Consider the following 15,969-nt stretch of genomic DNA (forward strand, 5'->3'; position numbering starts at 1 on the left):
CCGCCGATGACGGGCCGCTCAACGTCTGAAATACTCGTTCAGTTCGAGATGCGCCGCGCGAGGCGTTGACCCGGAAGGTCGGCGCCGAGCACTTGGGCGCGGGCGTCCCGCGAGAACCCTGCCAGCAGGTCCCGGTAATAACCGCCGGCGGAATTGGCGACCGCGCCGATGACCGTGCCGGTACGGCTTTCGGCGGCTTCTCCTGCTAGGACCTGTATCGTGTAGCTCGCCCGCAGAGCGCCCGCAGGATCGACGATCCGCACCGCCCCCGAAAGCCGCGACTGATCGCGGCCCAGCGCAGTCGAAGTGCCGCCCGCGAGGTTGAGCCGCGAAACCTCGACCAGCATCTTCCATCGCCCGCCACGGCCCAGACGATCGGCGAACTCGCGGCTCAGCGCGGCGTCGAGATCCGGCGCGATGCGGCTGGTGTAGTCACGGGCGGCTCCGCTCTCGAACCCTGCGCCTTCGGCCGTTACCACGATGTCGGCAAGCTGCATCTCGCCCCGTGCGGCCCGTGACAGAGGGTTCGGGTCGGGCGTGCCGCAGGCGGCGAGAAGCCCCGCGAGACCAAGGGCGACCATGTGGCGGCGATTGAACATGTCCATTCCTTCAACAAGGTACCTCAGCGGTATACCTCGTCCTCGGTCGGAAAGGCGCGTGACTTCACGTCCTCGGCATAGCGTTTCACCGAATCCTCGATCATCGGGCCGAGCTGTCCATAGACCTTCACGAATTTCGGGGTCCACGGGTTCAGGCCAAGCATGTCCTCGAGCACGAGGATCTGGCCGTCGCATTCGGCCGAGGCCCCGATGCCGATGGTGGGGATCTCGATTGCTTGGTGATCTTGGCCGCCAGCGGCTCGACCATACCCTCGAGCACCACGGCGAAGGCCCCGGCCTCTGTCACCGCCTTGGCATCCTCGACATGCGCCTCCCACGTCTCTTCGTCCCGGCCTTGGGTCTTGAAGCCGCCCATGACGTGGCTCGACTGCGGCGTCAGGCCGATATGAGCCATCACCGGGATGCCGCGCTCGACCAGAAAGCGGATCGTCTCGGCCATGCGCGCGCCGCCCTCGAGCTTGACCGCGCCGCACTGGGTCTCCTTCATGACCTTGGCGGCATTGCGAAACGCCATGGCGGGGCTTTCCTCGTAGCTGCCGAAGGGCATGTCGACCACGACCAGCGCCTTTTTCGTGCCGCGCACCACGGCGCGGCCATGCATGATCATCAGCTCGAGCGACACACCGACCGTGCTCTCCATGCCGTGCATCACCATGCCCAAGGAATCGCCCACGAGGATGAAATCGGCGTAGCGGTCGACGATGGCGGCGGTATGCGCGTGATAGGACGTCAACGACACGATCGGCTCGCCGCCCTTGCGGCGGGCGATCTGCGGAACGGTGACGCGGCGGATCGTCTCGGTCTGGCTGCTCATGGGGTGATCTCCCTTTGATCGATCAAGAGGACCTCGCCGAACCGGGCCGAGATCATGATGGCTGCGGGCTCCGACAACGGCGCGTCGGGCGAGTGGCGCAGGAACGCGAGGCTGCCGGGGCTGACGATGTCGAGCCCGGTAAGCGTGGCGCGCGGCTCGTCGGCGATGGTGGCGCGGATCGCCGCCTCGATCTGCGCCGGGCTGGCACGCTCCATCGCCATCCGCTCGGCCCGGTCGAGCGCGCGGTTCAGGCACACCGCCGCGGCCCGGTCTTCGGGCGTCAGCCGGACGTTGCGCGACGACATGGCGAGCCCGTCCGCCTCGCGCAGGGTCGGCACGCCGTGGATGTCGATGCCCATGTGCAGGTCATGCGCCATGCGGCGGATCACCTGCAGCTGCTGGTAGTCCTTTTCGCCGAAATAGGCGGCGTCGGGCCGGGTGATGTTGAAGAGCTTGGTCACCACGGTGGCGACGCCCCGGAAATGTCCGGGCCTGAGCGCGCCGTGCATCCGCACCGCGAGGTCGCGGGTCTCGACGATGGTCTCGTCGGCTTCGGGATAGATTTCGTCCGCGCGCGGGATCAGCACCGCGTCACAGCCCGCCGCCTCCAGCATCGCCAGATCGGCAGCTTCGGTGCGCGGATAGGTCTCCAGATCCTTGGGGTCGCCGAACTGTGTCGGGTTCACGAAGATCGTCGCCACGACCCGCCCGTGGTCGCGCTTGGCCGCCGCGATCAGGCTCATATGCCCCGCATGCAGCGCGCCCATCGTGGTCACCAGCCCGACGCTGTGGCCGGTCGCGCGAAACCCCGCGACCGCGTCGCGGATGGCGGCGATGGAGCGGCAGACGTGCATGGTTGTCCTCCCAGACCTTGGCCGTCTTTTACGGGGGCAAGGAGGGCCTTACAACAGGCCGCGCTCAGCCGGTGGGTGGCCAGGCCTTGGGAAAGCTCGCGGGCAGGGGGTCGTCTTCGAGCAGCTTTGCATAGCTTTCGATCGAATGCCCCTCCTCGACGTCATGGGCGGGCGGGTTCAGCCAGTGGACCGAGCCGATATGGCGAAAACCGAGGAAGCGCGGCGGCAGGTGGCACAGCGTGTCGTCGGTGCGGCAGATATTGAGAACGAAGCCCTCGCGGCCGAAATGCGCGCGCCCGTGGTAGGGGCGCGGGCTGCCGAAGGAGAGGCTCGGCACGCCGAGCGAGGCGCCGACGATCTGCGCCGAGGCGCCGCCCAGCGAATGGCCGATGATGAAGGCCGGTTTCTGCGGCTTGGCAAAGGCATAGACGATCTGCGCGTGTTCGAGGAAGCCCGCATGCCACAGCGCGCCGCTGTCACCCGGCGCCATGCGAAAGCCATGCGCGTCGGGGGCGCGGTCGTGGATGAAGTCGAAGTTGAACTCGAACCAGTCGGAGAATTCGTTGGTGCCGGCGATGTAGAGGATGCCGCGTTTGAGCATTGCCGCCTGCACGCCGCGCAGGTCGATGGTCTCGACGACGTCGGGGCCGTCGATCCCGCCATCCATCCGGTCGATGATGCGCGCCGCCTCGGCGACATCGAGCGTCTTCATGATCGGCCTCCTGCAAGGGATCCCGTGGAACGTGCCTTCATTGAGAGCCGCTGCGCCGCGCCTGTCCAGAGTTTCCGCGCCTCTGCGCCGCTCTTGTCGCATTCGACGCGCGAGATGTCGCCGGGCCTCGGGCCACGCGCGGGATTCGCGCGATGGTTCGGACGAGGCCAGCCCGGAGTGCGCGCGATGAAGACCCATGTGAAAGCCCTTGTCATCGGCGGTGGCGCCGTCGGCACCTCGATCGCCTACCACCTCGCCAAGGCAGGCTGGCAGGACGTCATGCTGCTGGAGCGCGACGAGCTGACCTCGGGCTCGACATGGCACGCGGCCGGCCTGCTGCCTTATTTCAACATGTCCTACGCCACGACTTGGATCCACGACCACTCGATCAAGCTCTACAAGACGCTGGAGCAGGAAACCGGCCTCGACGCGGGCTTTTTCGTGGTGGGCAACCTGCGCATGGCGCAAACGAAGGCGCGCATGGACGAATACATGCTCTATGCCTCGACCGCCGAGACGGTGGGCGTGCCGTTCGAATGGATGACGCCCGCGCAGATCAAGGAGCGCTGGCCCTTGGTGCGCACCGACGACCTCGAAGGCGCGATCTACCACCCTACGGACGGCTACATAAACCCCGCCGACGTCACCATGGCGATGGCCAAGGGCGCGCGTCAGCGCGGCGTGACGATCGAGCGCAAATGGCAGGTCGACGGCTATGACTGGACCGGCTCGGAATGGCGCGTGACCATCACCAAAATGGTGGAGAAGGGCGGTAACCTCGTCCCTTCGGAGGAGCAACAGGTCATCACCGCCGAGCATGTGGTCACCGCCACCGGCAACCATGCGCAGCGCACGGCGCGGCTTCTGGGGCTCAAGATCCCGGCGATCCCGGTGGAGCACCAGTTCATCGTCACCGAGCCCGACCCGGCCTTGGTCGAATGGCGCAAGAGCAACGAGCAGCACCCCGTTCTGCGCGACGCCGATGCCAAGTGGTACGTGCGCGAGGAGCGCGGCGGCTGGATCCTCGGGCCCTATGAGCGTGGCGCGCCTGCGCGCTTTCCCTATGGCGTGCCGGACAGCTTCCGCGCCGACCTGTTCCCGCTCGATCTCGACCGGATCGAAGAGGAATACATGTCGATGATCCATCGCATTCCGTCCTCGGAGGAGGTAGGTCTGAAAGACGATTTCAACGGGCCGATCTGCTATACGCCCGATGGCAATCCGCTGATCGGCCCGGCGCCGGGGCTGCGCAACATGTGGCTGGCCGAGGGTTTCTCGTTCGGCATCACCGCCGCCGGCGGTGCCGGGCATTACCTCGCGCAATTGATGGTCGAGGGCGAGGCCGAGATCGACATGGCGAGCCTCGACCCTAAGCGGTTCGGCGACTGGATGACCACCGACTATGCCGTGGTCAAGAACGAGGAGGCCTACGAGCACGTCTATATCCTGCACCACCCCGACGAAGAGCGGCCTGCCGCAAGGCCGCTGCGCACCTCGCCCGCCTATGACCGGCAAAAGGAAAAGGGCGCGCAGTTCGGTGTCGTGAACGGCTGGGAGCGGCCCAATTATTACGGCCCCGTCGATGCGCCCGAGAGCTTTGATCATGACGCGCGGAGCTTCCAGCGCGGCGGCTGGTGGGAATACGCGGCGGCGGAAGCCAAAGCGATCCGCGAGGGTGTCGGCCTGATCGACGCGACCGCCTTCACCAAGCATATGGTCACCGGGCCGGGTGCTGCGGCCTTCCTCGACTGGTTCACCACCAACAAGCTGCCCAAGGTGGGCCGTATCAACCTTACCTACGCGCTGACCGATGCGGGCACCACGCGTACCGAATACACCATCGTGCGGCTGGCCGAGGACCGGTTCTACCTCGTCTCGGCAGGCGCGTGGAGCGCCTATGATGCCGACTTCCTGCGCAAGGCGGTGGAAGACCGCGAGCCCGAATTCGGCCGGATCGACGTGCAGGACGTGACGACGCAATGGGGCGTCTTCGCCATCGCGGGGCCGCGCTCGCGCGAGGTGCTGAACCGGCTGGTGCGCGACGCGGAGCCTTCGACGGTGCTGTCGAACAAGCGGTTCCCGTGGCTGTCATGCCGCGAGATCGAGCTGGGCATGGTGCCGGTGCGGGCGCTGCGCGTCGCCTATACCGGTGAGCTGGGCTGGGAGCTGCATCACCCGATCGAGATGCAGAACCACCTGTGGGACAGACTGATGGAGGCGGGCGCGCCTCGGGCATGAAACTGGTGGGGGCGCGTGCCCAGAACTGGCTCAGGCAGGAAAAATCCTACCGCGCCTTCGGCACCGAGCTGGGCCGCGACGCGACGCCACTCGAGGCCGGGCTGGATCGTTTCGTGGATCTGTCTAAGGAGTTTCACGGCAAGGCGGCGATGGAGGGCATCGGCATCCGCTCGAAATGCGTGACGCTGCTGATTGACGGGCCGCGGGACGCCGATCCGTGGGGCCGCGAAGCGCTCTATGCGGGCGGGGAAAAGGTCGGGCGGCTGACATCGGGCGGCTGGTCGGCAGCTTTCGGCAAATCCATCGGCATGGGCTATGTGCGCCCCGATCTCGCGACGCCGGGCACGAAGCTCAAGCTCCGCATGTTCCGCGAGCTTTGGGACGCCGAAGTGTGCGAGGACAGCCCCTATGATCCGACGAACGCCACGATCCGGTCGGATGGCTGAAAGGGAAGGGACGGCGTCAGCCGCCCTCCCAGGCACGGCGGAGCGCCGCGAGGTCGAGCTTCACCATCTCCATCATCGCCGCCATCAACCGCTTCGACTGCGCCTCATCGGCTTCACGCATCATCTGCTCGAAAGGCTCGGGCACCAATTGCCAGCGCAGGCCGAAGCGGTCCTTCAACCAGCCGCCCTGCATCTCTTCTCCGCCATCCGCGAGCAGGGCGAACCAGAGCCGGTCCAGTTCGATCTGGTCGGGGCAGGGGACCGACAGCGACACTGCCTCGTTGAACATGGCGTAGGGCCCGCCGTTCAACGCCTGCATCTGCTGTCCGTCGAGGCTGAATTCGACAAGGACGACGTCGCCCGCTTTGCCGCCGGGCCAGTCCACGGCGCTGGTGTTGCGGGCGGTGACCTGCGAGTTCGGGAACACCGAGACGTAGAATTCGGCGGCCCGCTCGGCCTGTCCGTCGTACCACAGGCAGGGTCTGATCTTCGGCATGTCGAGTCCTCCTCCGATGGTAGTTTGCCATACCAAGACGCGTCGCAGGACAGAAAAAGACCCGCCGGATGGCGGGCCTTTCGCATGTCTTGAGACGCGCACAGGCCTACTGCGGGATGTCGCCCTTGAGGCCCTCGACGTAGAAGTTCATGCCCGCGAGCGTCGCGTCATCGGCGGTCTCACCCTCCGCAAGCCAATCCGAGCCATCCTGCTTCTTGATCGGGCCGGTGAAGGGGTGCACCTCGCCGGCGGCAATGGCATCCTTGAGCTCGAGCGCCGCCTGCTTGACGTCCTCGGGCACGGCATCGGTGATCTCGCCGATCTCGACCATGCCGCTGTCGATGCCGTCCCAAGTGTCGGTCGATTCCCAAGAGCCGTCGATCACCGCGCGACGCGGTCGATGTAATACTGGTTCCAGTTGTCGATGATCGAGCTGACTCGGGGGTTCGGCGCGTAGTCGAACATGTCCGAGGCCTGGCCGAAGGTGATGACGTCGCCCGCCTCCTGCGCCGCCGCCTGCGGCGCGGTGGAATCGGTGTGCTGCAGGATCACGTCGGCGCCTGCGTCGATCAGCGCCTTGGCGGCCTCGGCCTCCTTGGCCGGGTCGAACCAAGTGTAGGCCCAGACCACGCGGAACTCGACCTCGGGGTTCACCTTCTTGGCTTGAATGTAGGCGGCGTTGATCCCGCGGATCACCTCGGGGATCGGGTAGGAGCCGATATAGCCGATGATGTTGCTCTCGGTCATCTCGCCCGCGATCAGGCCCTGCACCGCGCGCCCCTCGTAGAAGCGGGCCGAGTAGGTCGAGACGTTGTCGGCGCGCTGGTAGCCGGTGGCGTGCTCGAACTTCACGTCCGGGAACTTCTGGGCGGCGTTCATCGTCGCCTCCATGAAGCCGAAGGAGGTGGTGAAGATCATGTCCGCGCCCTGCAGCGCCATTTGCGTCAGCACGCGCTCGGCGTCGGGGCCTTCGGGGACGCTCTCGACATAGACCGTCTCGACTTGGTCGCCGAACTCCTCCTCGACGGCGAGGCGGCCCTGATCGTGCTGATAGGACCAGCCCAGATCGCCGATGGGGCCGACATAGATGAAGCCCACCTTGGTCTTGTCGTCCTGCGCCATCGCGCCGGTGGCGAGGCCCATGGCGGCGGTGGCACCCAGAAGCACTGTCTTGAAGGTCATGTCATTGTTCCCTGTTGGTGGATCTTCTGCCTCAGCTCGAGGCGTGGAAGGGGCGGCCGAGCGAGCCGGGGGCGCGCCCCGCCCGCAGGATGACGAGAACGAGGATGGTCGCGAGATAGGGCGCCATCTGCAAATATTCGATCGGGATCTGCACGCCGCCCGAGGCCTGCAGCGCCAATTGCAGCGCCGTGGCACCGCCGAAGAGCCAAGCGCCCAGCACCAGCCGGCCCGGCCGCCAGCCTGCGAAGACGACGATCGCAAGCGCGATCCAGCCCGCGCCCGCGGTCATCCCTTCAGTCCATTGCGGCACCCGCACGAGGCTCAGATACGCGCCGCCCAGCCCCGCGCAGGCGCCGCCGAAGGCGATCGCCAGAAGCCGCACGCGCACCACCTTGTAGCCCAGCGCATGGGCGGCGTCGTGGTTCTCGCCCACCGCGCGCAGCACCCGGCCCATGCGGGTGCGGTTGAGGAACAGCCAGACGCCGAGCACGATGAGGAGCGCGATGTAGACCATGGCGTCATGGCGAAACAGCACCGGCCCGAGGAAGGGAATTTCGCGCAGGACCGGCAGGTGGAGATCCGGCACGACGGGGCCCTTCACGCCGATATAGCCCTGTCCCAGCACCGCCGAGAGGCCGAGGCCGAACAACGTCAGCGCAAGTCCCGTGGCCACCTGGTTCGACAGGAAGAGCTGCGTCAGTATGCCGAAGATCATCGACAGCAGCGCGCCACCCAGCGCCGCACCGGCAAAGCCAAGCCAAGGTGATCCGGTCATGGTCGCCACGACGAAGCCGCAGACCGCGCCGGTGATCATCATCCCCTCGACGCCGAGGTTCAGCACGCCCGCGCGTTCGACCACCAGCTCGCCGATGGCGGCAAGCAGGATCGGGGTAGAGACGATGATGATCGCCGAGAGCAGCAGGATCGGGTCGATATTGCTCATGCCACCGCCCTCCGGCCGAAACGGAAGCTGAAATTGGTCAGCACGTCGATCGCGAGAAGGAAGAACAGCAGCATGCCCTGGAACATCTGGATCGCGGCGAGCGGCAGGTTCATCTGTAGCTGCGCCAGCTCGCCGCCGATATAGGTGAGCGCCATCAGCAGCCCGGCGAGCAGGATGCCGATCGGGTTCAACCGGCCCAGAAAAGCCACGATGATCGCGGTGAAGCCGTAGCCCACGTTGAAGTCGATCCCCAGACGACCCGCGGGGCCCGCGACCTCGAACATGCCCGCAAGCCCGGCGAGCCCACCTGAGATACCCATGCAGACCACCACGAGCCAGCCCGGATTGACGCCGCCAAAGACAGCGGCGCGCGGGCTCTGCCCGGCAAGACGGACGCGGAAGCCGAGTTGGTGGCGCGTCATGACGACCTGTCCGACGATGACGGTGATCAGGCCAGCGCCACGCCCCAATGCAGCCCGGTGCCGGGGATCAGGTCGAGATTGGCCGCCGAAGGGTATTGCGCGAGGTTGCGCGAGCCGGGAAAGCCCATGCCTTCGGGATTGCGCAGAAGACCCAGCGCCATCGAGGCCAGAAGCGCCTCGGCGACATAGACCAGCATCAGTGAGACCAGTACCTCGTTGGTGCCGAAGCGCACACGCAGCAAGGCGGGGATCATCGCCCAGAGGATGCCGCCCAGCGCGCCCGCGACGATCATCGCCGGAAAGACGAGCCATGTCTCGGAGGGATAGAAGGCAAGGCCGGTGGCCGCGGCGAAGATCGCGCCGAGGATGTATTGCCCCTCGGCCCCGATGTTCCAGATGCCCGCCCTGAAGCCGAGCGACAGGCCGATGGCGATGAGGATCAGCGGTCCGGCTTTCACGAGGAGCTGCGGCCGCGAATAGGAGGCGAAGTCGCCGAAGAGTGGATCCCAGAAGATCGTGCGGATCGCCTCGACCGGGTCCTTGCCCATGAGCGCGAACATCAGCCCGCCCGCCAGCATGGTCAGCGCCACGGCGACGAAGGGCGTGGCGAATGTCCAGACGCGGGACGGCTCGGGGCGGCGCTCCAGCCGGATCATGCGGCGGTTCCCCGGGCGCACGGCCGCTGCGATTTCATTCCAGAAATACTCAAGATCCCTCAGCCTTCCCCATGCATCGGCGCCATGTCATGCGCGCCACCCAGCATCATCCCGATCTCGTCGATCCCGAGCCCCTCGGCGGGGCGAGGCGCGCTCAGCGCGCCGCCGTTGAGCGCGGCGAAACGGTCCGAGATCTCCATCAGCTCGTCGAGGTCCTGACTGATGACGATCAGCGCGGCCCCCCCCTCGGCGAGATCCAGAAGCGCCTGCCGGATCGTCGCGGCGGCGGCGGCGTCGACGCCCCATGTCGGCTGGTTCACGACCAGCACCTCGGGACGCTGCATGATCTCGCGCCCGATGACGAATTTCTGCAGATTGCCGCCCGACAGCGCGCGGGCCGCCGTGCCGGGGCCGGGGGTGCGCACGTCGAAGCGTTCGATGACCTTTTCGGCAAAGCCGCGCGCCCGGCCCCAGCGCAGGAAACCGTGGTGCACGAGATTCTCGCGCGGGCCGGCGGTCAGAAGCGCGTTCTCGGTGAGGCTCATGTCAGGGGCGGCGGCGTGGCCCATTCGTTCCTCAGGCGCGCAGAGAAGACCCATGCGGCGGCGGGCATTGACGCCCTCGCGCCCGATCTCGCGCCCCTTGAGGCGGATCATGTCGGGACCGGTCGCCATCTCGCCCGAAAGCGCCATGGCCAGCTCGTCCTGCCCGTTGCCCGCGACGCCGCCGATGCCCAAGACCTCGCCCGCGCGCAGTTGGAGGTCGATGCCGCGCAGTGCGGTGCCAAAGGCGCACGGGGCGGGGGCCGAAAGACCGGTCAACTCCAGCACCACCTCACCGGTGCGGCCGCCCGCGCGCGATGGCGTGGCGAGGGTGGCACCGACCATCTGTTCGGCCATGTCGCGCGCCGCCGTGGTCTTGGGGTCGCAGGTGCCGACCACGCGGCCGTGGCGCAGGATCGTGGCGCTGTCGCAGATCGTGCGGATCTCTTCGAGCTTGTGGCTGATGTAGAGGATCGACACGCCTTCCGCACGCAGCTTGCGCAGCGTCTCGAACAGGATGTTCACCTCCTGCGGCGTCAGCACCGAGGTCGGCTCGTCCATGATCAAGAGGCGCGGCTCCTGCAGCAGGCAGCGCACGATCTCGACCCGCTGACGTTCGCCCGCGGAGAGGTCGCCGACGATGCGGTCGGGGTCAAGCGGCAGGCCGTAGGAGCGGCTGACCTCGCGGATCTGCTCGGCGAGACGGCCCAGCGCAGGCGGCGTTTCCATGCCCAGTGCCACGTTCTCCGCCACGCTCATCGCGTCGAAGAGCGAGAAGTGCTGGAACACCATGGCGACGCCTGCGGCGCGCGCGGCGCGCGGCTCGGCAGGGGCGAAGGGCTGGCCCTTGAAGCGCATCTGCCCGGTATCGGGTTGCACGAGGCCGTAGATCGTCTTGACCAGCGTCGACTTGCCCGCGCCGTTTTCGCCCAAGAGCGCGTGCACCTCGCCGCGAGCGATGTCGAATGAGACATCCGCATTGGCCACCACGCCGGGATAGGCCTTGGTCAGGCCTGACAGCTCCAGAAGCGGCGTGGTCATACGGCCCGGTCCCTCGTCATCGTCTCGTTCCCGCCTTTCAGTAGCGCGGCGGCGACGCCGACGGCAATGGCCTGTGGATCGCGGCCCAAGGAGGTGTCGCCTATCGGACAGGCAATGCGCGAAATCAAGGCGTTGGAATGACCCAAGGCCGCAAGCCGCGACCGGAAGCGGGCCCATTTGGTGGCCGAGCCGATCAGCCCACAGCTGGCAAAGCCATGAAGGAGGGCGGCGTGGCACAGCGTGAGGTCGAGATCGTGGTCGCGCGTCAGGATCAGGTGATCGGCCTGTTGCGGGGCGCGCGGCATCAGCGCGGCGGGGGCGGCGGCGGGAATCGCGGTGACGCCCTCGGGGAAGGGGGCGGGAAAGCAGTCGGGCGCGAGGTCGATCCAGGTGATGACGCGCCCCTGCAGTGGCGCCATGACCGAGACCACGGCGCGGCCGACATGACCCGCCCCCCAGACCCAGAGCGGGCGGGCCTCGGGCATCGCCGCTTCGATCAGCCAGCCGTCGAGCAGGGCCGGGGCCGTGCCCGGGCGCATCGCGGCAAGCTTTCGCGCGACCGGGGCTGGCATGTCGCCCGCGGGGCCGAGCGGGCGGGCATGGGGCAGGGTGTCCGGCAGGGAGACGTCGTCGAACCGCTCCCACACCAGCGTCACCGCGCCGCCGCAGCATTGGCGCAACGCGGGGCCGAGCGGCAGGCGGCGCTGCGCCGTCCTTCGGCCCGCCACCAGCATGTCGCGCGCCGCGCGCACCGCCTTGTGTTCGAGCGCGCCGCCGCCGATAGTGCCTGACTGGCCGTCCTCCCAGACCAGCATCGCGGTGCCCGGATCGCGTGGAGCCGATCCGGCGGACGCTGCGACCAACACCCGCACCACCGGGCCATGCGCGGCGATGGCGGCGGCGAGGCTGTCGCGCTCGAAGCTCACCCGCTTGCCCTCCTGACGGCTGCGAGCACGCGTTCGGCCGTGGCGGGCGCGTCGAGGTTCGGATAGGCCGACCCGCAGGCCGAGGCCGCGTGGCTCAGCGCCAGGAAGGCCGAGATGCCGAGCATGAAGGGCGGCTCGCCCACCGCCTTGGAGCGGTAGATGGTCTGCGCCGGATTGGGCGCGTCCCACAGATCCACGTGAAACAGGTCCGGCCGGTCCGAGCAGGCGGGGATCTTGTAGGTCGAAGGCGCGTGCGTCCTGAGCGCGCCCTTGTCGTCCCAGACCAGCTCCTCGGTGGTCAGCCAGCCCGCGCCCTGCACGTAGCCGCCCTCGATCTGGCCGCGGTCGAGCGCCGGGTTCAGCGAGTGACCTGCATCGTGCAGGATGTCGGTCCGCAGGATCCGGTTCTCGCCGGTGAGCGTGTCGATCGCCACCTCGGTCACGGCGGTGCCGTGGGCAAAATAGAAGAAAGGCCGGCCCTGACCCTTGATGCGGTCCCATTGGAGGTCCGGCGTCTTGTAGAAGCCTGTAGCCGAGAGGCTGACCCGCGCCTCGTAGGCGAGCTTGACCGCCTGCTCGAAGCTCAGCGTCTCGCCGCCCACATGCACCTGATCGTCGGCAAAGCGCACTTCGGAGGCGCTGCACTGGTGCAGCCCTGCGAGGAACTCGGCGATGCGGGTCCGGATCGTGTCGCAGGCGTTCTGCGCGGCCATGCCATTGAGGTCGGAGCCCGACGAGGCGGCGGTGGCCGAGGTGTTGGGCACCTTGTGGGTGTCGGTCGCGGTGATTCGCACCCGCTCGGGCGAAACGCCGAAGCGCGAGGCCGCGACCTGCGCCACCTTGCGAAACAGCCCCTGTCCCATCTCGGTGCCGCCATGGTTCAGGTGGATCGAGCCGTCTTGGTAGACATGCACCAAGGCACCCGCCTGATTGAGATGGGTCAGCGTGAAGCTGATCCCGAACTTCACCGGCGAAAAGGCGATGCCTCGCTTGAGGATCGGGTTCTCGGTGTTCCACTGGGCGATGGCGGCGCGGCGAGCCTTGTAGTCCGAGGTCTCCAGCAGCCGCTCGGTCATCTCATGGAGGATGAAGTCGGTGACTTCCATGCCGTAGGGCGTGGTGTTGCCGCCCTTCTCTGGCTTGGCATCGCTCGCGGGCAACTGCGCCTGTGCCCCGCGCGAGGCGAGGTCTGTGTCGCCATCGGCAGGCAGGGCGGGGGTCGGGTCGTCGTGGTGCTGCGGCGCCTCGTTCAGATCGGAGGCCGCGCGGTAGTAGTTGCGCTGTCGCACCTCGACCGGGTCGAGGCCCAACTCATGCGCCACCTCGTCCATCACTCGTTCGATGCCCAGCACGCCCTGCGGTCCGCCGAAACCGCGGAAGGCGGTGGCGGATTGGGTGTTGGTCTTGAGCCGGTGCGAGGTGATCCGCACCGCGTCTAGCAGATAGGCGTTGTCGGAATGCAGCATCGCCCGGTCGGCCACCGGCAGTGACAGGTCGAGCGACCAGCCGCAGCGGGTGTAATGGGTGAAATCGATGCCCAGCACCCGGCCTTGCTCGTCGTAGCCCACCTCGTAATCGACGCGGAAATCATGCCGCTTGCCGGTGATGGTCATGTCGTCGTCGCGATCATAGCGCATCCGGCAGGCGCGGCCGGTCTTGGACGCGACGATGGCGCAGGCCACGGCGAGCGCGTTGCCTTGGCTTTCCTTGCCGCCGAAGCCACCACCCATGCGGCGACACTCGACCTTGACCGCCGACATCGGCAGGCCGAGCGCGTCGGCCACCTTGTGCTGGATCTCGGTCGGGTGCTGGGTCGAGGAGTGGACGGTCATGCCGTCCTCTTGCGGCTGCGCCATCGCGGCCATGCCTTCGAGGTAAAAGTGCTCTTGCCCGCCCATCTCGATCCGGCCTTTGAGCCGGCGCGGCGCGTTTGAGATGGCGGCTTCCGCGTCGCCCTTGGTCCAGACACGCGGCCCGTCCTCGAAGCGCGAATTGGCGGCGAGCGCCTGCTCGACCGTGAGGATCGGCTCTTCGTCCTCGTATTCGACCTCGGCCAGCTTGGCCGCCTTGCGCGCGGCGAGATGGCTGGTCGCGGCGACGAGAAAGAGCTGCTGGCCGATATAGTGGACCGAGCCGTCGGAGAGCAGCGGTTCGTCATGCGCGCTGGGCGAGCAGTCGGCGGGGCGGTCGAGATCGTCTGCCGTCAGCACGAGGGCGACACCCGGGGCGGCGCGTACCTTGTCGATGTTCATCGACACGATGCGCCCCCGCGCGATGCGCGACAGCCCGAAGGCGAGGTGCAGCGCGTGGGCGGGGGCCGGGATGTCGTCAATATAGCGCGCCTGTCCAGTGACGTGCAGCACCGCACTGTCATGCGGGAGGGGTTTGCCAACGCTCATGCCCGCACCTCCAGCACGCTGGTTCTCTGTCCGGACAGTTCTGCAAAGTAGCGCCGCACAAGGCTTGTACCACCTCCAGCCGGTAAGCGGCCGAGGCCCGCATGTCCGACAGCGGCGTAAAGTCCTGCGCCAGCGCGGGCAGCGCCGCCTCGACGCTGGCCATGCTCCATGACTTGCCGATGAGCGCGGCCTCGAAGGCGCACGCGCGCTTGGGCGTCGCGGCCATGCCGCCAAAGCCGGTGCGCAGGGCGGTGACGATGCCGCCCTCGACGGTCACGTCAAAAGCGGCGCAGACGGCAGAGATGTCCTGATCGAAGCGCTTGGAGATCTTGTAGACGCGGAAGCTGTCGCTGGATTCGGGCAGGCTCACCGCCTCAACGAATTCGCCGGGCTGGCGGTCCTGCTTGCCGTAGTCGATGAAGAACTCCTCCAGCGGCATTTCGCGGCGCGCGTCGCCGTGGCGCAGGTGGATCGTGGCGTCCAGCGCGATCAGTGCGGGCGCGTTGTCGCCGATGGGCGAGCCGTTGGCGAGGCTGCCGCCGATCGTGGCGGCATTGCGCACCTGCACCGAGCCGTAGCGGCGCACCATCTCGGCATAGGAGGGATAGGGCGCGGCCAGCGCCTCCATCACCCGCGTCATGGTCACACTCGCGCCGAAGCGGATGCGGCCATCGCCGGTCTCGATGGTCTTGAGATCCTCGCAGCGGTTGAGGAAAGCGGTTTCCGGCAAGGCGCGCAGCCCCTTGGTGACCCAAAGCGCGACATCGGTGGCCCCGGCGATCAGCGTCGCGTCGGGGTGGTCGAGATACCACGCGGCCAACTCGTCGGCGGTCTCGGGTATGAAGCCCGGCGCTTCGGTCAACACCGCGTCCAATCCTTGGTCCGCCTCGGGCTCATAGGGCGCGCGACCACCGGCGGGGGCGGATGCGGCATCCGCACTTCGGGCCGCCTCGCCGCCAGCGGCGGGGGGAGTGAGCACCTTCAACTTCTCACGGTCGTTCTCGATCCATGCGGGCAGGGGCGCGCCCTCGCTGGCTTCGGCCGCGCGGATGATCGGGGCATAGCCGGTGCAGCGGCACAAATTGCCCGCGAGTTGGTCGTCATGATCGGTGCGGCCTTGGGCGTGGGCGGCGGCCATCGACATCACGAAGCCCGGCGTGCAGAAACCGCACTGGCTACCGTGATGCTCGACCATCGCCTGTTGGACGGGATGCAGCGCGCCACCCTCGGCCAGTCCCTCGACCGTGCGCACGGCGCGGCCCGCGAGCTGCGGCAGAAACAGGATGCAGGCGTTGAGCGCGCGCAGCCCCCCCTCGGGATCGGTGACGATCACCGTGCAGGCGCCGCAATCGCCTTCGTTGCAGCCCTCCTTGGTGCCGGTTAGGCCCTTTTGTTCACGCAGGTAATCGAGCAGGCTATGCGTTGGCGCTCCGCCTGCACGTACCGTCTCTCCGTTGAGAAGAAACGCGATATCGGTCATCGCTAGATCCGCCGCCTTACCGGATAGGTCATGAGCCGCGAGGCCCGGTCGATGCGGCGTAGACCGGGCGGCCCTCGTGTGAAGCTCATGAAAGCCGATGCCATGCGCGCTTGGCAAGCCTCGCGTGCCTGCCGTTGCGGCAGAACCCCTGTTCTGCGGAGGATTTCTGCCCATTTGCCCGCGAAACGGGAGGGGAGG

The 15,969-nt window shown here is 67.5% G+C and carries 8 protein-coding genes and 5 pseudogenes; 1 reads left to right on the forward strand and 12 read right to left on the reverse strand.

What is annotated here, in order from left to right; all coding sequences use genetic code 11:
- Window positions 1-38 precede the first annotated feature (38 nt).
- The 4 genes and pseudogenes from MBELCI_RS14150 to MBELCI_RS14165 form a co-directional block, all read right to left on the reverse strand.
- On the reverse strand, window positions 39-599 hold the full coding sequence (locus MBELCI_RS14150; RefSeq protein ID WP_021694934.1) for a hypothetical protein: 561 nt from the start codon (window positions 597-599) through the stop codon (window positions 39-41).
- Window positions 600-622: 23 nt separating this feature from the next.
- Window positions 623-1,434: pseudogene (panB, locus tag MBELCI_RS14155) on the reverse strand (3-methyl-2-oxobutanoate hydroxymethyltransferase).
- Complete coding sequence (gene panC, locus MBELCI_RS14160) at window positions 1,431-2,288, reverse strand: pantoate--beta-alanine ligase (protein WP_021694936.1); 858 nt, start codon at window positions 2,286-2,288, stop codon at window positions 1,431-1,433. The pseudogene panB and the gene panC overlap by 4 nt, the downstream one beginning before the upstream one ends.
- Before the next feature lie 64 nt (window positions 2,289-2,352).
- Window positions 2,353-3,000, reverse strand: a complete 648-nt coding sequence (locus MBELCI_RS14165) for an alpha/beta hydrolase family protein (protein ID WP_021694937.1) — start codon at window positions 2,998-3,000, stop codon at window positions 2,353-2,355.
- Between the two features lie 186 nt (window positions 3,001-3,186).
- On the opposite strand from MBELCI_RS14165, the pseudogene MBELCI_RS14170 reads away from it, so the two are divergent.
- Window positions 3,187-5,684 (forward strand): annotated as a pseudogene (locus MBELCI_RS14170) (GcvT family protein).
- Window positions 5,685-5,700: 16 nt separating this feature from the next.
- Here the strand turns inward: MBELCI_RS14170 and MBELCI_RS14175 are convergent.
- The 8 genes and pseudogenes from MBELCI_RS14175 to xdhA form a co-directional block, all read right to left on the reverse strand.
- A complete protein-coding gene (locus MBELCI_RS14175; protein WP_021694939.1) occupies window positions 5,701-6,180 on the reverse strand; it encodes a VOC family protein in 480 nt (159 codons plus the stop codon).
- A gap of 106 nt (window positions 6,181-6,286) precedes the next feature.
- Window positions 6,287-7,362, reverse strand: a pseudogene (locus MBELCI_RS14180) (BMP family ABC transporter substrate-binding protein).
- 31 nt (window positions 7,363-7,393) lie between these two features.
- A complete protein-coding gene (locus tag MBELCI_RS14185; protein ID WP_021694941.1) occupies window positions 7,394-8,305 on the reverse strand; it encodes an ABC transporter permease in 912 nt (303 codons plus the stop codon).
- A pseudogene (locus tag MBELCI_RS14190) lies at window positions 8,302-9,383 on the reverse strand (ABC transporter permease). Before MBELCI_RS14190 ends, MBELCI_RS14185 begins: the two are co-directional and overlap by 4 nt.
- Window positions 9,384-9,442: 59 nt before the next feature.
- Complete coding sequence (locus MBELCI_RS14195; RefSeq protein ID WP_021694943.1) at window positions 9,443-10,966, reverse strand: ABC transporter ATP-binding protein; 1,524 nt, start codon at window positions 10,964-10,966, stop codon at window positions 9,443-9,445.
- Window positions 10,963-11,892: a xanthine dehydrogenase accessory protein XdhC gene (gene xdhC, locus MBELCI_RS14200; RefSeq protein ID WP_021694944.1), complete on the reverse strand. Its 930-nt coding sequence runs from the start codon at window positions 11,890-11,892 to the stop codon at window positions 10,963-10,965. Before xdhC ends, MBELCI_RS14195 begins: the two co-directional genes overlap by 4 nt.
- The gene (gene xdhB / locus MBELCI_RS14205; RefSeq protein WP_045320216.1) at window positions 11,889-14,291 is read right to left on the reverse strand and encodes a xanthine dehydrogenase molybdopterin binding subunit; all 2,403 of its coding nucleotides are present in this window, start codon (window positions 14,289-14,291) and stop codon (window positions 11,889-11,891) included. The genes xdhC and xdhB overlap by 4 nt, the downstream gene beginning before the upstream one ends.
- Window positions 14,288-15,771, reverse strand: a pseudogene (gene xdhA, locus MBELCI_RS14210) (xanthine dehydrogenase small subunit). The gene xdhB and the pseudogene xdhA overlap by 4 nt, the downstream one beginning before the upstream one ends.
- Window positions 15,772-15,969 lie beyond the last annotated feature (198 nt).

Source organism: Limimaricola cinnabarinus LL-001 (assembly GCF_000466965.1).
In the GTDB taxonomy this organism is placed as follows: domain Bacteria; phylum Pseudomonadota; class Alphaproteobacteria; order Rhodobacterales; family Rhodobacteraceae; genus Limimaricola; species Limimaricola cinnabarinus.